Source organism: Flavobacterium ovatum (assembly GCF_040703125.1).
Classification (GTDB): Bacteria; Bacteroidota; Bacteroidia; order Flavobacteriales; family Flavobacteriaceae; genus Flavobacterium; species Flavobacterium ovatum.
The window spans coordinates 3,887,531-3,909,127 of the sequence record NZ_CP160035.1; the positions used below are offsets into that span (position 1 = coordinate 3,887,531).

16 protein-coding genes are annotated in these 21,597 nt (G+C 35.6%); 13 read left to right on the forward strand and 3 right to left on the reverse strand.

Annotated elements, in window-relative coordinates; genetic code table 11:
- Window positions 1-47 precede the first annotated feature (47 nt).
- Window positions 48-2,459, reverse strand: a complete 2,412-nt coding sequence (locus tag ABZP37_RS16005; RefSeq protein ID WP_366184115.1) for a 7TM diverse intracellular signaling domain-containing protein — start codon at window positions 2,457-2,459, stop codon at window positions 48-50.
- A 591-nt stretch (window positions 2,460-3,050) separates the two neighbouring features.
- Here ABZP37_RS16005 and ABZP37_RS16010 point away from each other — a divergent pair.
- The 3 genes from ABZP37_RS16010 (at window position 3,051) to ABZP37_RS16020 (ending at window position 6,615) form a co-directional block, all read left to right on the forward strand.
- Complete coding sequence (locus tag ABZP37_RS16010) at window positions 3,051-3,629, forward strand: non-canonical purine NTP diphosphatase (RefSeq protein ID WP_366184117.1); 579 nt, start codon at window positions 3,051-3,053, stop codon at window positions 3,627-3,629.
- A 201-nt stretch (window positions 3,630-3,830) separates the two neighbouring features.
- Window positions 3,831-5,753, forward strand: coding sequence for a DEAD/DEAH box helicase (locus tag ABZP37_RS16015; protein WP_366184119.1), 1,923 nt, complete (start codon window positions 3,831-3,833; stop codon window positions 5,751-5,753).
- 91 nt (window positions 5,754-5,844) lie between these two features.
- Entirely contained in the window at window positions 5,845-6,615 is a 771-nt protein-coding gene (locus ABZP37_RS16020) for a carboxypeptidase-like regulatory domain-containing protein (RefSeq protein ID WP_366184120.1), read from the forward strand.
- Between the two features lie 508 nt (window positions 6,616-7,123).
- On the opposite strand, the gene ABZP37_RS16025 is transcribed toward ABZP37_RS16020, so the two are convergent.
- Window positions 7,124-8,590 carry an aminoacyl-histidine dipeptidase gene (locus ABZP37_RS16025; protein ID WP_366184122.1) on the reverse strand — a complete coding sequence of 489 codons (1,467 nt, stop codon included), beginning with the start codon at window positions 8,588-8,590 and terminating at the stop codon, window positions 7,124-7,126.
- A 417-nt stretch (window positions 8,591-9,007) separates the two neighbouring features.
- Between ABZP37_RS16025 and ABZP37_RS16030 the strand changes: the two genes are divergently transcribed.
- From ABZP37_RS16030 to ABZP37_RS16040, 3 genes are all read left to right on the forward strand, one after another.
- Complete coding sequence (locus ABZP37_RS16030; protein ID WP_366184124.1) at window positions 9,008-9,493, forward strand: DNA-deoxyinosine glycosylase; 486 nt, start codon at window positions 9,008-9,010, stop codon at window positions 9,491-9,493.
- A 249-nt stretch (window positions 9,494-9,742) separates the two neighbouring features.
- Window positions 9,743-10,075 carry a hypothetical protein gene (locus ABZP37_RS16035; RefSeq protein ID WP_366184126.1) on the forward strand — a complete coding sequence of 111 codons (333 nt, stop codon included), beginning with the start codon at window positions 9,743-9,745 and terminating at the stop codon, window positions 10,073-10,075.
- A gap of 412 nt (window positions 10,076-10,487) precedes the next feature.
- Window positions 10,488-11,237 (forward strand): hypothetical protein, encoded by a 750-nt coding sequence (locus tag ABZP37_RS16040; RefSeq protein ID WP_366184128.1) that lies wholly within the window; start codon window positions 10,488-10,490, stop codon window positions 11,235-11,237.
- A gap of 20 nt (window positions 11,238-11,257) precedes the next feature.
- Here ABZP37_RS16040 and ABZP37_RS16045 read toward each other — a convergent pair whose 3' ends face one another.
- Window positions 11,258-12,100 (reverse strand): alpha/beta hydrolase, encoded by an 843-nt coding sequence (locus ABZP37_RS16045; protein ID WP_366184129.1) that lies wholly within the window; start codon window positions 12,098-12,100, stop codon window positions 11,258-11,260.
- Window positions 12,101-12,274: 174 nt separating this feature from the next.
- Between ABZP37_RS16045 and ABZP37_RS16050 the strand changes: the two genes are divergently transcribed.
- From ABZP37_RS16050 to ABZP37_RS16080, 7 genes are all read left to right on the forward strand, one after another.
- On the forward strand, window positions 12,275-12,709 hold the full coding sequence (locus ABZP37_RS16050; RefSeq protein WP_366184131.1) for a hypothetical protein: 435 nt from the start codon (window positions 12,275-12,277) through the stop codon (window positions 12,707-12,709).
- Between the two features lie 78 nt (window positions 12,710-12,787).
- Window positions 12,788-14,563, forward strand: a complete 1,776-nt coding sequence (locus ABZP37_RS16055; RefSeq protein WP_366184133.1) for a long-chain fatty acid--CoA ligase — start codon at window positions 12,788-12,790, stop codon at window positions 14,561-14,563.
- A 643-nt stretch (window positions 14,564-15,206) separates the two neighbouring features.
- On the forward strand, window positions 15,207-15,674 hold the full coding sequence (locus ABZP37_RS16060) for a MarR family transcriptional regulator (RefSeq protein ID WP_366184135.1): 468 nt from the start codon (window positions 15,207-15,209) through the stop codon (window positions 15,672-15,674).
- A complete protein-coding gene (locus tag ABZP37_RS16065) occupies window positions 15,658-18,048 on the forward strand; it encodes a 3-hydroxyacyl-CoA dehydrogenase/enoyl-CoA hydratase family protein (protein ID WP_366184137.1) in 2,391 nt (796 codons plus the stop codon). Before ABZP37_RS16060 ends, ABZP37_RS16065 begins: the two co-directional genes overlap by 17 nt.
- Window positions 18,049-18,138: 90 nt before the next feature.
- Window positions 18,139-19,320 (forward strand): acetyl-CoA C-acyltransferase, encoded by a 1,182-nt coding sequence (locus tag ABZP37_RS16070; RefSeq protein ID WP_366184139.1) that lies wholly within the window; start codon window positions 18,139-18,141, stop codon window positions 19,318-19,320.
- Window positions 19,321-19,385: 65 nt separating this feature from the next.
- Window positions 19,386-19,739 (forward strand): four helix bundle protein, encoded by a 354-nt coding sequence (locus tag ABZP37_RS16075; RefSeq protein WP_366184141.1) that lies wholly within the window; start codon window positions 19,386-19,388, stop codon window positions 19,737-19,739.
- A 51-nt stretch (window positions 19,740-19,790) separates the two neighbouring features.
- Window positions 19,791-21,581, forward strand: a complete 1,791-nt coding sequence (locus ABZP37_RS16080; RefSeq protein WP_366184143.1) for an acyl-CoA dehydrogenase family protein — start codon at window positions 19,791-19,793, stop codon at window positions 21,579-21,581.
- Window positions 21,582-21,597 lie beyond the last annotated feature (16 nt).

Below are 21,597 nucleotides of genomic sequence, written 5' to 3' on the forward strand. Positions count from 1 at the left end.
AAGTACTAAACGGACATTTCAAAAAGAGTACCCGACAAAAAAGGGTGCTAAACAACTGTGTTTTCAATTAAAGATGAATTAAAACATTTTTGAACCGTTTGGTATAGCAGTTCTTTTTTCACAGGTTTAGTCAAGTAATCATTCATTCCTATTTCAAATACGCGTTCCTTAGTTGTTTCCATGACATCTGCTGTTACTGCGATGATTGGAACATTAGCGTTCTCTAGTCCTGCTTCTCCATTTCGGATAGCAATGGTGGCTTCATATCCATCCATGACCGGCATTTGTAAATCCATCAAAACAATATCAATAGCATGACTTTTGAAAGCATCTAAACCTTCTTGACCGTCATTGGCGAAAATAATTTGGGTGTTTTTCCACTTTTTCAAAATCATTTTAATCACCATCTGGTTAATAGAATTATCTTCGACAACTAAAATAGTTTTCCCTTTTAAATCATAAACTTCTGGTAACAAAGCCACCACTTCCACTTTGTGTTGCTCAACAATTTCATAATCTAAGGTAATTACGCAACTTGTACCTTTATTAGGATAACTATTCATTACAATAGTTCCATCTTGCATATCTACTAATGTTTTCACTATATATAATCCTAATCCTAACCCCCCAAATTTTCTTTTGTTATCAATATTGTGCTGGCTAAAAGAATCAAAAATACTATCTATTTTATCCTTGGAAATCCCAACACCTGAATCAGAAACAGTTACAACCAAGCTCCTCACAGTATCAGATCTCACAATTGACTCGATTTCAAATTTCACAAATCCTTCCGAAGTAAATTTAATTGCATTACTCACTACATTATTAATAACTTGAACCAAACGCATTTCGTCACCTGAAACCATATCAGGAAACACCCCTCTTTTAGTATATATAAATTCTAAACCTTTATCTAAAACTCTTATTTCACTATTGTTTTTCACCTCTTCAATAACGGACAAAAGATTAAAATTCACTTTATCTAGTTTTATTTCTTTTTTTTCAATTTTTGAAAAATCTAAAATATCATTTACAGAACTCAATAAACTGTGGGAAGAATATTTAATAACTTGACAATTCTTTTTAATCTTTTCATCTTCTACTTCACTAGAAACCGCATCAATCAAATTCATAATCGCATTCAATGGTGTTCTTAACTCGTGACTGATATTGGATAAAAAATAAGATTTCAAATCATTCATTTCTTCAGACCGAATTAAAGCCAAACGGTTCAATTCATTTTTCTCGTTTTTAAGATTTCTAATCAAATTTGCCATTGAAAGTGAAAGAAATATAATTTCTAAACCTGTCCCCAATTTGGAACTATTTTGCACTAAAAAAGTATTAGGTAATAATCCAAAATTATTAAGTATAAACACTCCAAAACCCAATATTAAAAATAAAATACCCGTTACAAAGAAAGCATCTACTTTTACACTTTTACGAATTAAAGACACAATCATACTTATAATTAATGATAAAATTATTAGTCCTAAAATATTGGCGATTGGGTAACAATAAGGCAAGGCGACTGGTACAAAAAGGATACATAGAATTAGCACAAAAGCTAAAAAATAAGTAAACTGAAAAATTTTACAAATCAACTTATTATAATAATTTACCCTTAAAAACACCTCACTATATTTCCCTAACATAACACCCGTTATCATGGCGAAAATCAAAACAGCATGTTGGGATACCCATCCTCCACTAGGATCAACGTATTTATAAAAATAGCCATCTAAAGATAATTGCATCATTCCCACAAAGAAAACGTAAATACTATAATATAAAAAAGTACGTTCTTTGAGCGCAAAAAAGAAAAAGAAATAAATAATAGCTGCAATGGTCAATATCCCATAAAAAATTCCAAAAATAAACTGCTCAAATGACTCTGAATCATTAAAGCTGTCTGATGAACTTAACAACAAAGGCATTTTTATTACTTCACCATCACTTTTAAGATGTAAAAATATATCAACACTAGAATTCGGCTGGATATTTAGTTTAAAAATTGTTTTTCTACTGGTATAAGCTCTTTCGTGAAATGGCATTTTATCACCACTCACCGACTTTATGATTTTCCCAGTACTTTTATTCACTATATATAGTTCGACTCTATCCGTAATAGGACGAGCGGTTTCAAGATAATACTGCAAATTTAGATCCGAAGTATTTTGAAGTGCTATTTTCCCCCACCAATAATGATCGGTGAATCCTAAATCATCGGTATTAAACTTTAAGCTTACAGGATTCAAAGATTCGTAGTTCTTAATCACCTGCTGAATATTTAACTTTTGTTGGTCTACATCAGCTACTGAAGCATAAGGTTGTAACGAAATCTGTTCAGGGATTGACTCTTTTTGAAACACATATTGTCCATGAGAGGAAGTAAAAAACATCATCACAATAAACAGTAGGATAGTATTACAATTAGTCTTGGGGCTAAGTAATTGCATATTTATATTTTTGGATTAATTAAATATACGAAAAACGAGTACTTATGGTTTTAAAAAAACTCGATTTATCCAAAAAAAGGATTACTTAATAATAAAAGGGTTCTTGATCCAATAAAAGCACTACCTAAATTAAAGTAAGGCACAAAAAAAAAGGAGCGTTTTTACACGCTCCCATTTTAGGTTTTGGTTTACCATCTTCAACTTATACTTCCAAAAATATTCCATCTTATAGTTGAACATTGAGTCATCAACCTTATGTGAAGTTTGACAGAAACAAAATAATTAATCAAAACCTTATATCAAATATACAACGAATAAAAACATAAAACACTACAAAACAATCAATTAACTATAAATTAACAGCAATACATAATGGATTTATTGAATAGTCAGCGGAAAGTGCCAATCAACAATTATTAATCAATAAGATTTTGTTCCAAAAAAAGCACTAACAGAATACAATGAACTCATTTTGAATATATTACATTATATACATTTTGGATTTACGTGAGAAACAACAGTGGTAAGTCCACTAAATTGGTTTTTAAAAATAATGTACCTTTGAATCCTTATCACTTTAAAACTTAGAATATGCAACTTGTTTTTGCCTCCAATAATAAAAATAAAATCAGAGAAATTCAGCAACTACTTCCTGAAAACATTCAGATTCTCAGCTTAACCGATATAGGTTGCCACGAAGAAATTCCAGAAACTGCAGAAACAATTGAAGGCAATGCAATTCTAAAAGCTAACTACGTGACCGACAAATATGGCTACGATTGTTTTGCTGACGATACTGGCCTTGAAGTAACCGCTCTTGATGGCGCGCCAGGAGTTTATTCGGCTCGTTATGCAGGCGAACCTTCCGATTCGAATGCTAATATGGACAAATTACTTGATGCTTTGAATGAAGAGACGAATAGATCTGCCCAATTTAAAACGGTAATCACTCTCAATCTAAAAGGAAAACAACAGCTTTTTACAGGAATTGCTAAAGGTGTTATTTCTTCCAAAAAAATTGGAAAGGAAGGATTTGGTTACGATCCAATCTTTCAACCAGAAAGCTATTCAGAAACCTTTGCGGATATGTCTTCTGAGCTTAAAAACAAAATTAGTCACCGAGGAAAAGCAACCCGACTATTGATTGCCTTTTTAAACAGTTTGAAATAATTGATTAATTAGACAACATTTAGCAAAAGTTTTAGCTCACACGACTATTTTAATCATCCAAAAAAAGAAAAACATCTAAAAAACCCTCCTAACAAATGATAACTTTCTGATTATCAAATACCAATAAATTATCAAAACTTAATCCTTCATTAGTTTATATCAATTATTAACGGTACTTTTGCACCCTATTTAAAATTACATATGAATAAATTTGAACAATTAGGATTGAGTGAATCGTTACTGAAGGCGATTTTAGATCTAGGATTTGAAAATCCGACGGACGTACAGGAGAAAGCGATTCCCCTATTATTGGAAAAAGACACAGATTTAGTTGCGTTGGCTCAGACAGGGACAGGGAAAACGGCAGCTTTTGGTTTTCCAGTTATTCAGAAAATTGATGCCGACAATAGAAATACACAGGCGTTAATTTTATCTCCAACACGCGAATTGTGTTTACAGATTACCAACGAACTTAAAAACTACTCTAAATACGAAAAAGGTATTAATGTGGTAGCAGTTTACGGCGGGGCTAGTATTACAGAACAAGCAAGAGACATCAAAAGAGGAGCGCAAATTATTGTAGCAACTCCAGGTAGAATGCAAGACATGATTAATAGAGGATTGGTTAACATTACTCAAATTAACTATTGTATTCTTGACGAAGCAGATGAAATGTTGAACATGGGTTTCTACGAAGATATCGTAAACATCTTATCAACTACACCTGATAGTAAAAGTACATGGTTGTTCTCTGCAACTATGCCAGCTGAGGTAGCTAGAATTGGTAAACAATTTATGACTGACCCAGTTGAAATTACAGTAGGAGCCAAAAACTCTGGTTCTGCAACGGTTTCTCACGAATTTTACCTAGTAAATGCACGTGACCGTTACGAAGCGTTGAAACGTTTAGCGGATGCTAACCCTGACATTTTCTCTGTAGTTTTTTGTAGAACAAAACGTGATACTCAAGCTGTAGCTGAAAAATTAGTAGAAGATGGATACAGTGCTGCTGCATTGCACGGAGATTTATCTCAAGCGCAACGTGATGGGGTAATGAAATCTTTTAGAGGAAGACAAATCCAAATGCTTGTTGCGACTGATGTTGCTGCTCGTGGAATTGACGTTGATAACATTACTCACGTAGTAAACTACCAATTACCTGACGAAATTGAAACTTACAATCACCGTTCTGGCCGTACTGGTCGTGCAGGTAAATTAGGTACTTCTATCGTTATTGTAACTAAAAGTGAATTGCGTAAAATTTCGTCTATCGAAAGAATCATCAAACAAAAGTTTGAAGAAAAAACTATTCCTTCTGGAATCGAGATCTGCGAAATTCAATTGTTGCACTTAGCAAACAAAATTAAAGACACTGAAGTTGATCACGAAATTGACAACTACTTGCCAGCGATTAACAATGTTCTTGAAGATTTATCTAAAGAAGAATTGATTAAGAAAATGGTTTCAGTAGAATTCAACCGTTTCATCAACTACTACAAGAAAAATAGAGATATTTCTTCTCAATCTGGCGACAGACGTGAAAGAGATAGCGCTCCAAGAGAAAACAATAATGATGGTGGCGGTGCTACTAGATATTTTGTAAACATTGGATCTAGAGATAACTTTGACTGGATGTCATTAAAAGATTACTTGAAAGAAACATTGGACTTAGGTCGTGATGATGTTTTCAAAGTAGATGTAAAAGAAGGTTTCTCTTTCTTTAACACTGATCCAGAACATACTGATAAAGTAATGGAAGTATTGAACAACGTACAATTAGAAGGACGTCGTATCAATGTTGAAATTTCTAAAAATGATGGTGGCGGAAGACGTGACCATAATGGCAGAAGTTCAGGTGGTGGTTTTGGTGGTGGAAGAAGTTCTGCACCAAGAAGAGAAGGAAGTTTTGCGCCAAGACGTGAAGGTTCTGGTGGTGGCGGATTCAGATCTGACAGAAATTCAGCTCCTAGAGAAGGTGGTTTTGGAGGTAGAAGTTCTGCTCCAAGAGAAGGTGGATTTGGAGGAAGAAGCTCTTCAAGAGGAGAAGGTTCTTCAGACAGAGCACCAAGACGTTCTGAAAACTCAGGTGATTCACCAAGACCAAGAAGACCAAGAAGAGACTAATACTCTTTTCTGTTAATTTTCTTGTAATTATACAATGAAACTACAAAATATTTAAAGCTGATTTATTACTTTTAAAGTCTTAAAACAGTTTATGAAATATTTTGTAGTTTTCTTTTTTTTAACCCTATCCATGGCGACCCGTGCTCAGGAAGCTCTCATTTCTCAAAAAGTTACAGGTTACATCTATAACGACAATACTAAACTCCCCCTGAATGACGCTAATGTCATCAATATCAATAAAGTTAGAGGTGCACAAACCGATCCTAAAGGTTATTTTGAAATTGATGTGCATCCCAATGATACCCTACATATTTCTCTTTTAGGTTTTCAATCCCTTCGTGTGAAGGTTACTAATGACTGGTTAAAAAACAAAGTAGCAAAAATATTCTTGACCGAAAGAGCCATAGCCCTTGAGGAAGTTGTAATCAAACCATTTAACTTAACAGGCTATCTTGAAGTCGATTCTAAAACTATTCCACTTAAAGAAAACTATCGCTATAGTATCTCCGGATTAACCAGTGGTTATGAAACAGGGGAATATGCTCCTAATGCTTTCAATAAAATCTTAGGTTCTATTTTCAATCCTGCAGACATGCTCTACAACACCTTTAGCAATAAGGCAAAAGAGTTCCGAAAACTGAAGGACATGAAAAAAGATGATACCGTTCGAAACCTATTAGCATCTAAATTTGACCGTGAAACACTAGCAATACTTTTAGGTCTTGACAAAAAAGACATTCCTGAAATCTTACAACGTTGCAACTATTCGGAATCGTTTATACAAACCGCCAATGACCTTCAAATCATGGACGCCATCAGTGGTTGTTATGAAGAATATAAAATTCTAAAAAAGGTTAAGTAACTTTTTAACAGTATAAAACGAATCCTCAATTTGCCATTTACTTTGATGCTTTTTTTGGTAACTGAATAAAAGGATTAAATCTGTGGTTAATTATTGTAACATATACCGTAGTAAAAATATCATCTAAAACAGTAGTTATTTATCATTATTAATTACTTTTACATAAAACCCACTAATCCAACCATTATTATGTCAAAAGGTCAAGACACGAAAAAAACAGTCAAAAAAGAGCCCGCTAAAACAGCTAAAGAAAAAAAGGAAGAGAAACGCGATAAAAAGAATGCTCCTAAAAGAGACTAAGTATTAGTGTTCATTCGCAGTTTTCAGTTTGGAAACACGAATCTCTACAAATTAATTCTATAAAAAAACTCGCTTATTGCTAAGCGAGTTTTTTGTTGCTTTATAATTTTAAAAATATTCAAAGTCGAATCACTATATTCATTTACTAAACACTGAAAGTGAATACTCCCACTGATTCCTGAGGCAGCAAACTGCGACTGTAAACTGACTACTTTTTCACTGGGATTTCCGCCAAAACAGCCACCAAAAACTTCCAGAATTTCTGTGATGACGAAATACTCGCTCTCTCATCAGGGCTATGCGCTCCTAAAATCGTAGGACCAAACGAAATCATGTCCATATCAGGGTAGTTAACTCCTAGAATCCCACATTCTAAGCCAGCATGGCAAGCAGCAACATTAGGCTTATCATCGTGCAATCTTTCATAAATCGGCAACAAAACCGCAAGAATTGCTGATTCTGGATTAGGTGTCCATCCTGGATAAGCACCACCCACTTCCACTTCACAACCCATCAACTCAAAAGCCGACTGTAAGCTCATTCCCAAATCATATTTAGCCGTTTCTACCGAAGAACGTGTCAAGCATTTAACTTCCAGTTTTCCCTCACCTACGGTGACAATCGCAATATTATTCGATGTTTCTACCAAGTTATCAAAATCGGCACTCATGCTATACACACCATTGTGCGCTGCGTACATTGAACGAACAAAATAATGTTGCGCCATAGATGGCATCACGCTTTTTGGCGTTTTCTTCATTTTCTCGAAAACCACTTCTAGGTTTGGCTCCATGGTTTTCAACTCATTTTTCACCTCGTTCACCACCTGTTGCATGTCAAACACAAAAGCCTCATCATAAACCGAAGCAATAATCACCTCCGCCACACTCTCTCTCGGAATTGCATTGCGTAAACTCCCCCCTTTTATCGTAGCTATTTGCAAACCAAAATCATCAAAAGCGTCAAACAATATGCGGTTCATAATCTTATTGGCATTCCCCAAACCTCTATGAATGTCCATACCAGAATGCCCACCTTTCAAACCTTTTACCGTAATCGTATATCCTACAGAACCTTCTGAAGTAGGCTCCTCATCGTATTCCGCAATAGCCGTAACATCGATTCCACCTGCGCATCCAATTCCGATTTCGTTATCTTCCTCTGTATCCAAATTCAACAAAATTTCACCTTGCAAAATATCCGCTTCCAAATGAAAAGCACCCGTCATTCCGGTTTCCTCATCAATCGTAAACAAAGCCTCAATTGCAGGATGCGGAATATCGGTACTTTCCAAAATCGCCATAATCGCTGCAACCCCAAGACCATTGTCAGCGCCTAGAGTCGTCCCTTTCGCACGCACCCAGTCACCATCCACATACATATCGATTCCCTGCGTATCAAAATCAAATACCGTATCATTATTCTTTTGGTGCACCATATCAAGATGTCCTTGCAATGTCACCATTTTGCGATTTTCCATCCCCGCAGTAGCAGGCTTACGAATAATCACATTTCTAATTTCGTCTTCAAAAGTTTCCAGACCCAATTTCGATCCAAAATCTTTCATGAAAGCAATCACTCGATCCTCTTTTTTAGACGGACGAGGAACGGCATTCAAATCAGCAAATTTATTCCACAAAGCCTGTGGTTCTAGGTTTCTTATTTCTTGACTCATAGTATAGTTTCGTTTAAAAAACCAAAGTTACAAAGTTCAAAAAACAATGCCTCGAATAATATCAATTATTTGGGCGCCCCGACGCTTCGGGGCCAGTATAAAAAGGGGCTAAAGTTTCATTGCGCATACAAAGCCCCTTTCTATACTGCTGTCAGGTGATCCGCGTCCGCCGCGGCGGACTAGCTCCTCCCCTTCACGCAAACGAGACAATTGACGTACTAAAGCATATCAACTAAATCCTTGACCTGATGCAGTAGCCGTGATTACTTCCTTAGTCGCAATGACTTTGTTGAGCCTGTTTGCGCAACAGCTGTTATAAAAAATTTCATCCTTATATGCTCTAGATAAAAAACTTAGCGAATCTTTGTATCTGCTCTGCGTATCTTTGCGTAACCTAGCAACTTAATCGTAACTCTAATGATAACTACCAAATCATCCTTTGCACCAATCTCAAATCCGGATATAGAAATTTTAATTCTAGGTTCTTTACCGGGAGACAAATCCATTGAAGTCAACGAATATTATGGTCACCCGCAAAATCGCTTTTGGAAAATAATTGCTGCAATTTCTAATAATGAACTACCGCAAAACTATAAGGATAAAGTAGCCCTTTTGCAGAAACTCAAAATTGGCGTTTGGGATGTGGCTCAAAAAGCCCTTAGAAGCGGAAGCCTTGACAGCGCCATAAAATCTGAAGAACCCAACGATATTGAAACCTTTATATCCAACCATCCCAAGTTAAAAATTATCGCTTTCAACGGAAAAACGGCTGAAGCGCTCTTCAACAAGTATTTCGATAAAAAAAGTAACATCAAATACGTTTCGCTACCCAGCACCAGTCCTGCCAACGCTCGTTTCGACTTTGACACATTACGAGAATCATGGCAACAACTCTTAAATTAATGATTGAAAAAATTATCGCATTACTTTATCTTTCTTCTGTACCTTTCTACACTATCTACTGCTTTTGTATTTTAACAACCGCTACAACAAACCAAAACTTATACACGCTTATAGTTTCTTATATGTTTAAGAAAAGACTCTGTGTGTCTCTGTGTTTTCCCTTTGCGAATCTCTGCGAAACAACAAATATTTAATCTCTTTCATATTAAAAAAAAGATTAGTTTTATTTCCTTAGAAAAATCCAAAATAATGAAGGTTAAAATAATTGATCGTTATATTGAAGTCATTAATCAAGAAGTCCCGTTATGGCTAAAATTAATGAATGGAATTATTTTACTTCCCATAATCGCTTGGCCATTGGTTTGTCTGTTTTCGATTTTTCTTTTAACCGTCCCTAATATTCTAATTGGTGTAGGTGCTTTTTTTCTAGCAATCCATTACCCTTGGCCTTTAGTAGAATCTGTAAATCTGAGTTTTAATCTTTACCTAAAAAATAAAACCCTCTTGGCGATATTAGTACCAATAAGCATAGCTTCGATATTAATTACTTTTTTGGTCCATAACTGGCCTCAATTGGCGTAGATTATACCTGCTTCTTAAATAACGCTATTATAACAACATCCAAGACTCAAACTTTGCGGCATGTATGATTTCACTTACTTGATGTCTCGAAATGACGATTTTTGTATTTTTTTTTGTAAACTTAATATATATCTTCAAACCTTATATGTCCCTCTATTTTTTCTATGATTTAAAAAACTTGACCGGTAGTATTTACGATATTTTTGAGACAACCTACAAATCAATTCTTCCCGCATAGTTTCTATCCATTTCTCAAAAGTTAAATAAATAACAAAGTATTTAGTCTGTCAAATATTACAATTCAAATTTCATTAGATTTGAGATAGGCAATTAAACATTCTTTATACAATGTAAAATGGCTTAAAACAGTACAATACCCTATTGTTAAAAGAATTACAATACAGTTTATTATATGGAAAAGCTAAACAAAGTAGCCCAAGTAACATTGATTTTTTGGGTTATGAAAATCGTTGCCACAACTCTGGGGGAAACCCTAGGCGATTTTATTTCTATGACATTAAATTTAGGATATACGATAGGAATTGGGATTACACTTTTATTTTTCCTCATAATACTAGCTGCCCAATTATCTGCAAAAAAATATATTCCTTCAGTCTATTGGCTTGTTATTATTGGAACCACAACCCTAGGAACTGAAATTTCGGATTTTATAGACCGTACTTTGCACTTAGGCTACACTTGGGGAAGTTTGTTATTAGTAAGCTGTTTGATTGTGACCTTAATTCTTTGGTATAGAAAATATAAAAACCTTGAAGTATTCCCTATTACAGAAAAATCAAAAGAAATGTATTATTGGGTGGCTATTTTATTTTCGAACAGTCTAGGAACGGCGTTTGGTGACTATTTAAGTGATAACATCGGATTGAGTTATTTACATGGAGCAATGATTACAGGAGCAATTATTTTAATGGTAATTGCGTTACATTATTATACAAAAATTAACCACATTCTGCTATTTTGGATTGCATTTGTATTCACTAGACCCTTTGGAGCCACTTTTGGAGATTTCCTTACCAAGCCACTTTCTAAAGGAGGCTTAGACTTAGGTACATTACCTGCATCACTGGTATCAATAGTTTTGATGGGAATTCTAATTTATATCTCACATAATCAGCACAAGAAAATGTTGTTAAAAGCATAAAGAACAGCAATAGCCGTCAACTACAAGAAAAACTCTTTAGTCACTTGCACTAACTCTTTAGTGTGTTCTGGTAATTCTGCTCCCAAATAAGGATGCGAACCTCCAAAAACATGATTAGCATCAGTTATAATATGATTTTTGGCTTTGGTAAAATATTTCTTTAACAAATTGAATTCCTCCATTTTTACCGCTGCATCATTTGTTCCTTGAATGATCAAATACGGAATTTGGAGTTTCTGACCTGCATTAACCAGACTGTATTTTTCATTATTAGCTTCCATATCCTCCAAAACTTCCAAGTTCAAAGGCATCATCTGATTAGTTCTCGCATTTTTAATATACTGAACCCCATCAGTTCTCCATTTATCAATAAATTTTGAATTCCAACTGCGATGAAAATCAAACGGGCTCGCCCAAGTAGCTATTTTTTCAATTTTAGTTTGATAATGAGTACAATACAATAAAGCAGAAACACCTCCTTTGCTATGACCTATGATTAAAATTTTATCCGTGTTGATTATTGGTAAAATAGTAGGAATTTCATTCAATAAAAATTGTTCCACACTCTGAATATCTTCCATTTCCTTGTTCAAAGTGTTGGTCGAAAATTTATCTAAAGCCGTAAATTCAACGGAATCGTCCAATCCCATTCCGTTATGTGAAAAATTAAGTTTCAAGAACGCAAAACCATTTTCGACAAAATAATTAGCTATCATTTGCCAACATCCCCAGTCTTTAAAACCTTTAAAACCATGACAAAAGATAATGGTTCCCTTCGAATTATTCGAGTCAGAATAACGGATATCAATAGCAAATTTTTGATTGGAAGCACCTTGTAATATGAAATTTTTATTTTGTATCATTACTTTAAATAATTTAGAACATGAATTATCAGCAAAAATTTACTGGCTTAAAATTACACTTTTAAAAAAGAAAAAGAAATGACTTTGAACAATAAGACTTAGAAAAAAATAAGTCTTCGTACCTATAAATCTAACTATTTTACTAGATTTGTTTCACTACCTAAACTTTATCAAATGAAAAAACTGTACTTTCTTATACTAATGGTACTACTCGCAATTCTACCTGTCTCCTCTCAAAACAGCACCACTCAAATTACCACACAAAATCAAAATCACTTGCTTACCACTACTATAGGCTTCCCTATAAATGGCACCTATTTATATGACGGACTTGCAGAACCTATAGTCTTGTTAAATCCCAATGGAACTGGAATATTTCAATCAAAGGATTTGTCTAAACAGAATATAAGCTGGGGAATAGAAACCACCTCCGAAGGAAAACCGAAATTTGAAGAGGGCTTTAATAGCGCCGCCTACACACTTTGGTACAAAGATGATTTAGATTCCGATGAAAAATGGACTTCAGTACAATTGTCTATTCATTATGACAAAAAGAAAATATTTATTGCTGGTGAACGAAGCAAAGAATATGTATCAGATGTGAAGTAATTATTATTAGAATATATTAATCAAAATCAAAAAAGAATCACTTTTTTTTTCTAATTTGCAGTACAATCCACCAACTCTATGACAACCATAACCAGACTTTTCGACTTTCCCTATTACCAACAAGATAAGTTCAAAAACATTCCAGACGCACTTGTTAGCAAACAGAATGGAACTTGGGTCAAAACCTCAACTCAGGAATACATAGCGCAAGCCAATGCTATTTCGAGGGCTTTGTTGCGCATGGGAATTCAAAAAGACGATAAAATTGCTGTGATCTCTTCTAGCAATAGAACAGAATGGAATATAATGGATATTGGAATTCTACAAACTGGAGCCCAAAATGTTCCTGTCTATCCTACTATTTCGGCAGAAGATTATGAATATATTTTAAATCATTCTGGAGCTAGTTATTGTTTCATTTCGGATGCAGAATTATTTGATAAACTAGATAAAATTAAAGGAAATGTTCCATTATTAAAAGATATCTATTCTTTTGAGACTATTCCGAATTGTAAAAACTGGAATGAACTCTTGGATTTAGGCGCAGACACCAGCAACCAAGACGAAGTAGAAGCAAGGAAAAACAATGTCAAAGCAGATGATTTGGCTACTATTATTTATACATCGGGAACTACTGGAAGGCCAAAAGGCGTGATGTTGTCTCATAACAATATTGTTTCGAATGTATTAGATAGCGCTCCTAGAATTCCTTTTGCTGAAGGAAAAAGTCGTTCTTTAAGCTTCTTGCCTGTTTGTCATATTTTTGAGCGAATGCTACTGTACCTATACCAATATTATGGTGTATCAATCTATTTTGGAGAATCTATTGAAAAAATAAGCGATAACATAAAGGAAGTTCAACCAACTGTTATGACCGTTGTTCCAAGACTTGTGGAAAAAGTATATGATAAAATATATGCCAAAGGAAACGATCTTACTGGTATCAAACGAAAATTATTTTTTTGGGCCAATGACTTAGGGTTACGTTATGAACCTTATGGAGCCAACGGATGGTGGTATGAATTTCAACTTAAAATTGCACAGAAACTTATTTTCAGCAAATGGAAAGAAGGATTAGGAGGCAAAATTGAATTAATGGTTTCTGGTAGTGCGGCTTTACAACCAAGACTATCCCGTGTTTTTGCAGCTGCCCAAATTCCGATAATGGAAGGCTACGGATTATCCGAGACTTCGCCTGTGATTTCGGTAAACGATACGAGAAACAAAGGTTTTAAAGTAGGAACTGTAGGGAAACCTATTCGAAACGTAGAAATAAAAATCGCAGCCGATGGCGAAATTCTTTGCAAAGGTCCAAACGTTATGTTGGGCTATTACAAAGACGATGCAAAAACTGCCGAAGTTATTGAGAATGGTTATTTCCATACGGGCGATATCGGTGAAATTGACACCGAAGGCTTTCTTAAAATTACCGATCGTAAAAAAGAGATGTTCAAAACCTCAGGGGGGAAATACATTGCTCCTCAAATCCTTGAAAATGCGATGAAACAATCTCGTTTCATTGACCAAATTATGGTGATAGGTGACGGACAAAAAATGCCAGCTGCTTTTATTCAGCCTAATTTTGAATTTGTAAAAGAATGGGCAGTTATTCATAAAATTGATATTGGATCAACTAATGAATCTCTTGTTAGTAACCCAAAAGTGATAGAACGCATTCAAGAAGAAATCAACGAAATCAATTCCAAATTTGGACATTGGGAACAAATCAAACGTTTTGAATTGACACCTGAAATTTGGTCTGCAGATAGCGGACACCTTACTCCTACTATGAAACTTAAACGTAAAGTTGTAATGGAGAAGCACAAGGATTTATTTGATAAAATTTATAAATGATTTTTTATGCTAATGTCTAAGCTATTGGAATTAGTACTTTAATTATAAAGGCAGTACGAGTACAAAGTGTTTAAATTAAGATTTGTACTGTACTTATTTAAGTTTTTTGATTAACTATTTCTGATTGAAGAATACCTCTAAGGGAAAATTTATAGTAATAGTATCGTTTTAATAACTGCGTGCAATTAGTTTTACTCTCAATAACCTTATAACTAAATTCCTTTGAATAAGTAGAAAAGAATACGGTAAGTTATGACAAACGATTAAATTGACTATACGGTTATTCCCCCTACTATTCATGTTTTTATAAGTTTTGACTTTTGAGAAAATTGTAGTTCTTAATCGAATTTATGCGAAGGTGGTAGCGACATCCTGCCTCGTCCCCGATAGCTATCGGGGTTACGGAGGGACACTCCAAAAAAACACAGAACAAAGCCATTTCATCTCTACTCGATGACTTACTATAATTTACAAATAGCCTTAGTTGTGATTACTTCATTCACGGAATCAAAGTCACTTTTTAATTTTTCTTTATAAAAAGTATATCCATTTTAAACATTCGGCTGTTTTAACAAAAAAATAATACCAATTTATTATGCGTGCATAGTATTTTTTTCTTATATTTGAAAGACTTACTACCCTTATGAAAGATAAAACGATAGATTATATCCTTAGAGCCACCTGGCAGGCCATTTCTAGAATGTACAATGAAGAGGCTTTAAAGTATGGTGGCACCATGGCAACAGGGTTTGCCTTGTTAAGCATGGATAAAGAAAAAGGAACTCCCTCAACTTCCTTGGGGCCTAAAATGGGTATGGAAGCAACAAGCTTAACCCGAACGCTAAAATCCATGCAAGAAAAAGGACTCATCGAGCGAAAAAAAAATCCTGATGATGGTCGTGGCGTACTGATTTTTCTAACCGAAGATGGAAAAGAAAAAAGAGCTATTTCAAGGGAAAACGTAATGAAATTTAACGATACAATAAGACAACATATTCCAGCAGAAAAACTTCAACATTTTATTGAAGTGGCGGAAACTATCAACGAATTAATTCAAAATAAAACTATTTTTAATCAAACCGAAAAAACTGAAAATGAAACGCACAATTAAAAAAGTTGCAGTAATAGGATCAGGAATTATGGGTTCTGGCATTGCCTGTCATTTTGCCAACATTGGTATCGAAGTCTTACTTCTGGACATCCTTCCTAGAGAACTTACTGAAAGTGAAACAAAAAAAGGACTAACATTAGAGTCGCAATCAGTACGCAATCGCGTGGTCAATGAACATTTGGCAAACGCATTGAAATCTAAACCGTCTCCTATTTATAGTTCAAAATTTGCAAGTCGCATTACCACTGGAAATACCACCGACGATATGGCTAAAATTGCCAAAGTCGACTGGATTATTGAAGTGGTGGTTGAACGATTGGACATCAAGAAATTAGTTTTTGAACAAATTGAAAAATTTAGAAAACCTGGAACTTTGGTAACATCCAATACGTCTGGGATTCCGATTCACTTTATGAGTGAAGGACGTTCAGACGATTTTCAAAAGCATTTCTGTGGAACTCACTTTTTTAACCCAGCGCGTTATTTAAAGTTATTCGAAATCATTCCTGGACCGCTAACGTCTCCAGAAGTTTTGGACTTCCTTACTATATATGGAGAGAAATTCTTGGGAAAAACTTCGGTTTTGGCTAAAGACACTCCTGCTTTTATTGGAAACCGAATTGGAATATTCGGAATTCAGAGTTTATTCCATTTGGTAAAAGAAATGGATTTGACGGTAGAAGAAATTGATAAACTAACAGGTCCTGTGATTGGTCGTCCTAAGTCGGCTACTTTTAGAACCGTAGATGTTGTTGGACTAGATACTTTGGTACACGTTGCCAACGGAATCTACGAAAACTGCCCTGATGACGAGCAACACGCTTTGTTTCAACTGCCAGATTTCATCAATACCATGATGGAAAAAAAATGGTTGGGAAGCAAAACAGGACAAGGATTTTACAAAAAAGAAGGGAAAGAGATTTTAACACTTGACCTTAACACTTTAGAATACAGAGCTGCCAAAAGAGCTTCTTTTGCGACACTCGAATTGACAAAAACAATTGACAAACCTATAAATCGCTTCAAAGTACTTGTAAAAGGTACAGACAAAGCAGGAACTTTTTACCGCAAAAGTTTTGCGGGCCTTTTTGCCTATGTTTCTAATCGTGTCCCGGAAATTTCAAACGAACTATTTAAAATCGACGATGCTATGAAGGCTGGTTTCGGTTGGGAAAATGGTCCTTTTGAGATTTGGGACACCATTGGAGTAGAAAAAGGAATCGAAATGATGAAAGCCGAAGGTCTTGAACCTGCAGCTTGGGTTACAGATATGATTGCATCTGGAAACACAAGTTTTTATACTATTAAAGAAGGAGCCACTTATTTTTACAACCTTCCGACTAAAAAACAAGAAAAAGTACCTGGACAAGATGCATTTATCATCCTGAATAACATTCGCGAAAGCAAAAAAGTTTGGAGCAATAGCGGTGCCATCATCCAAGATTTGGGTGACGGAATCTTAAATATTGAGTTCCAATCGAAAATGAATACCATTGGCGGTGATGTTTTACAAGCCATCAATAAAGGAATTGACCTTGCCGAAAAAGAATATTCTGGCTTAGTTATCGGAAACCAAGCCGCTAATTTCTCTGTAGGTGCGAATATCGGAATGATATTTATGATGGCAGTTGAACAAGAATACGAAGAATTGAATATGGCAATCAAAACGTTCCAAGATACGATGATGCGAGTGCGTTATTCTAGTATTCCTGTTGTAGTAGCACCACACGGAATGACGTTTGGTGGTGGATGCGAAATGAGTTTACACGCTGACAAGGTGGTAGCGGCAGCTGAAACCTATATGGGATTGGTTGAATTTGGTGTTGGAGTCCTTCCTGGTGGAGGTGGTTCGAAAGAAATGGCGTTGCGAGCATCTGATTTATTTCATAAAAATGATGTGGAGTTGAATGTATTGCAAGAATATTTCTTGACGATTGCTATGGCAAAAGTTTCGACTTCTGGATATGAAGCTTTTGATACTGGATTGCTGCAAAAAGGAAAAGATAGTATTGTAGTTAACAAAGACCGTCAAATTGCAGAAGCTAAAAAACACGCCTTAATCATGGCGGAAGCAGGTTACACACAACCGATTCGCCGTACAGATGTAAAAGTTTTAGGTAAACAAGCTTTAGGAATGTTCTTAGTTGGAACAGACCAAATGGCAGCCGGAAGTTACATCTCTGAACACGATAAAAAAATTGCTAATAAACTTGCCTATGTTATGGCGGGTGGTGATTTATCTGAAGCTACAATGGTATCCGAACAATATCTTTTGGATTTAGAAAGAGAAGCGTTCCTTTCCCTATGTACCGAAAGAAAAACATTGGAACGTATACAGCATATGTTGAAAACAGGGAAACCGTTGCGTAATTAAAAAAAGAACCAAGAAGCTAGAGCAAAGAACCAAGATTTAGTCAAACTAAACTCTTTTTTCTTTATTCTTTCCTCTATTATCTAAAATCAAATGAAAACAGCCTATATAGTAAAAGCATACAGAACCGCAGTGGGGAAAGCTCCAAAGGGCGTGTTCCGATTTAAAAGACCAGATGAGCTGGCAGCAGAAACCATCGAGTACATGATGAATGAGTTGCCTGATTTTGACAAAACTCGTATTGACGATGTCATGGTAGGAAATGCCATGCCTGAAGCAGAACAAGGATTGAATGTTGCACGTTTAATTTCGTTAATGGCATTGAAAATTGAGGATGTTCCTGGTGTAACCGTAAACAGATATTGCGCCTCTGGAATTGAAACTATCGGAATGGCGACTGCCAAAATCCAATCGGGAATGGCAGATTGCATAATTGCAGGTGGTGCCGAAAGCATGAGTTACATTCCAATGGGAGGTTACAAACCAACTCCAGATTACGCAGTTGCCAAAGCAGGAAACGAAGATTACTACTGGGGAATGGGATTAACAGCCGAAGCGGTAGCCAAACAATTCAATGTATCACGAGAAGACCAAGATTTATTTGCCTTTAATTCCCACCAAAAAGCTCTAAAAGCACAGGCTGAGGGAAAATTTGACAAACAGATCGTTCCTATTACTGTTGATGAAACGTTTATTAATGGGAATGGAAAAAAAGAAACTAGATCTTATACTGTTACTAAAGACGAAGGACCAAGAGCCGATACTTCGGTTGAAGCACTAGCAAGATTAAGACCTGTTTTTGCTGCTGATGGTAGCGTAACCGCAGGAACCTCATCACAAATGAGTGATGGTGCCGCTTTTGTCTTAATCATGAGCGAAGAAATGGTCAAAGAATTAAATCTTGAACCGATAGCTCGATTAGTAAGCTATGCCTCGGCAGGTGTAGAACCTAAAATCATGGGAATCGGACCTGTAAAAGCGATTCCAAAAGCCTTGAAGCAAGCTGGATTACAACAGAAAGATATTGATTTAATTGAACTAAACGAAGCATTTGCTTCACAGTCATTGGCCGTAATTCGCGAATTAGGATTGAATCCAGACATCGTCAATGTCAACGGAGGTGCGATTGCGCTTGGACATCCACTTGGTTGTACAGGAGCTAAACTTTCTGTTCAATTGTTTGACGAAATGAAACGCCGTGGTAACAAGTACGGAATGGTAACCATGTGCGTAGGAACAGGACAAGGAGCTGCAGGGATTTATGAGTTGTTGTAGAATAAGAAAATAGAGAAGAGAAAATAGAGAAGAGATTAGACAGAATAGTAAATAGACATCAAAACATGACTCGACATAATTATAAAAACTTAAAAATATGGCAATTGGGAATCCAAATTGCAAATGATATTTCGGATGTATTATTAGAATTTCCAGTTCATGAAAGATATGATTTGAGTTCCCAAATTAGCCGTTGTTCAGTTTCTGTACCGAGTAATATTGCAGAAGGTTCTTCTAGAACTGACAAATCATTTAGTCACTTTATTGACATTTCTCTTGGTTCTTCTTTTGAATTAAACACACAACTTATCATAGCTAAGTATAGACAATATATTAACGAAATAACCTTTAACCATTTAGAAACTAAAATAGAAGAATTCCAAAGAATGACCATGTCATTTCAAAATAACCTCAAGTAGGCTCTATTTTCTATTCTCTTTATTCTATTTTCTTTAATAAAAAATTACCCAATGAGCGACATAACCAGAGGAGGACAATTTATTGTAAAAGAAACCAAGTGTGAATCTATTTTTACACCCGAAGATTTTAATGAAGAGCAAATTATGATGCGGGACACCGTAAAAGAGTTTGTTGACAAAGAACTATGGGCACACAAAGCCCGTTTTGAACAAAAAGATTACGCCTATACCGAAGAATGTATGAAAAAAGCGGGAGACTTAGGTTTCTTGAGTATTTCGGTGCCTGAAGCCTATGGTGGAATGGGAATGTCATTTGTGAATACCGTTTTGGTATGTGATTATATTTCTGGAGCAACAGGTTCGTTTTCTACTGCTTTTGGAGCACATACAGGAATTGGAACGATGCCAATCACCCTTTACGGAACCGAAGAACAAAAGCAAAAATACGTTCCTAAACTAGCTACTGGAGAATGGTTTGGCGCTTACTGCTTAACTGAACCAGGCGCAGGATCGGATGCAAATTCAGGAAAAACAAAGGCTGTTCTTTCTGAGGACGGTACCCATTATAAAATCACAGGACAAAAAATGTGGATTTCCAATGCGGGATTCTGTAGCTTGTTTATTCTTTTTGCTCGAATAGGAGATGATAAAAACATTACTGGTTTTATTGTCGAAAATGATGCATCCAATGGTATTACGATGAATGAAGAAGAACATAAATTGGGAATTCGTGCCTCTTCTACTCGACAAGTTTTCTTTAATGAAACAGTAGTACCTGTGGGAAATATGTTATCTGAAAGAGGAAACGGTTTTAAAATTGCCATGAATGCACTGAATGTAGGACGTATCAAACTGGCTGCCGCTTGCTTGGATGCGCAACGAAGAGTGATTTCGGGTTCTGTAAAATATTCAAATGAAAGAGAACAGTTTAATACTCCTATTTCTAAGTTTGGGGCTATTCGATATAAACTAGCCGAAATTGCAACCTCTTGTTATGCGGGAGAAAGTGCCACTTATAGAGCTGCCAAAGACATTGAAGATCGTATTGCTGCTCGTGAAGCCGAAGGTATATCGCATCAAGAAGCCGAATTGAAAGGGGTTGAGGAATATGCAATTGAATGTTCCATCTTGAAAGTAGCCGTTTCTGAAGACATTCAAAATTGTGCTGATGAGGGAATCCAAATCTTTGGTGGAATGGGATTTTCTGAAGATACCCCAATGGAATCTGCTTGGCGTGATGCTCGCATTGCTCGTATCTATGAAGGGACAAACGAAATCAACCGAATGCTGTCTGTAGGTATGTTGATCAAAAAAGCCATGAAAGGTCACGTTGACTTACTAGGTCCTGCTACCAAAGTAGGAGAAGAATTACTGGGAATTCCATCCTTTGATGCTCCAGACTATTCAGAGTTATTCTCGGAAGAGAAAGAAATGATTGCCAAATTGAAAAAAGTATTCTTAATGGTCGCTGGTAGTGCCGTTCAAAAATACGGACCCGATTTAGATTCTCATCAACAACTTTTAATGGCTGCTGCTGATATCTTGATCGAAGTCTATATGGCTGAAAGTACTATTTTGAGAACAGAAAAAATGGCTAAAAAAGAAGGTAACGACAAAGTCAAAGAACAAATCGCTATGGCGCAGTTGTACTTGTACAAAGCCGTAGATATTATTGCTCAAAGAGGTAAGGAAAGTATCATTTCGTTTGCTGAAGGCGATGAACAACGCATGATGCTTATGGGATTGAAACGATTTACAAAATACACTAATATGCCTAATATTGTAGCATTAAGACACACTATTGCATCTAAGCTAATTGACGAAAACCAATATTGTTTTTAGGCAAATATATTCGCTA

Bases quoted from the DNA above. Each gene is read 5' to 3' on its own strand.
- ABZP37_RS16005 (WP_366184115.1), bottom strand. From the start codon at position 2,459: ATGCAATTACTTAGCCCCAAGACTAATTGTAATACTATCCTACTGTTT.
- ABZP37_RS16010 (WP_366184117.1), top strand. From the start codon at position 3,051: ATGCAACTTGTTTTTGCCTCCAATAATAAAAATAAAATCAGAGAAATT.
- ABZP37_RS16015 (WP_366184119.1), top strand. From the start codon at position 3,831: ATGAATAAATTTGAACAATTAGGATTGAGTGAATCGTTACTGAAGGCG.
- ABZP37_RS16020 (WP_366184120.1), top strand. From the start codon at position 5,845: ATGAAATATTTTGTAGTTTTCTTTTTTTTAACCCTATCCATGGCGACC.
- ABZP37_RS16025 (WP_366184122.1), bottom strand. From the start codon at position 8,590: ATGAGTCAAGAAATAAGAAACCTAGAACCACAGGCTTTGTGGAATAAA.
- ABZP37_RS16030 (WP_366184124.1), top strand. From the start codon at position 9,008: ATGATAACTACCAAATCATCCTTTGCACCAATCTCAAATCCGGATATA.
- ABZP37_RS16035 (WP_366184126.1), top strand. From the start codon at position 9,743: ATGAAGGTTAAAATAATTGATCGTTATATTGAAGTCATTAATCAAGAA.
- ABZP37_RS16040 (WP_366184128.1), top strand. From the start codon at position 10,488: ATGGAAAAGCTAAACAAAGTAGCCCAAGTAACATTGATTTTTTGGGTT.
- ABZP37_RS16045 (WP_366184129.1), bottom strand. From the start codon at position 12,100: ATGATACAAAATAAAAATTTCATATTACAAGGTGCTTCCAATCAAAAA.
- ABZP37_RS16050 (WP_366184131.1), top strand. From the start codon at position 12,275: ATGAAAAAACTGTACTTTCTTATACTAATGGTACTACTCGCAATTCTA.
- ABZP37_RS16055 (WP_366184133.1), top strand. From the start codon at position 12,788: ATGACAACCATAACCAGACTTTTCGACTTTCCCTATTACCAACAAGAT.
- ABZP37_RS16060 (WP_366184135.1), top strand. From the start codon at position 15,207: ATGAAAGATAAAACGATAGATTATATCCTTAGAGCCACCTGGCAGGCC.
- ABZP37_RS16065 (WP_366184137.1), top strand. From the start codon at position 15,658: ATGAAACGCACAATTAAAAAAGTTGCAGTAATAGGATCAGGAATTATG.
- ABZP37_RS16070 (WP_366184139.1), top strand. From the start codon at position 18,139: ATGAAAACAGCCTATATAGTAAAAGCATACAGAACCGCAGTGGGGAAA.
- ABZP37_RS16075 (WP_366184141.1), top strand. From the start codon at position 19,386: ATGACTCGACATAATTATAAAAACTTAAAAATATGGCAATTGGGAATC.
- ABZP37_RS16080 (WP_366184143.1), top strand. From the start codon at position 19,791: ATGAGCGACATAACCAGAGGAGGACAATTTATTGTAAAAGAAACCAAG.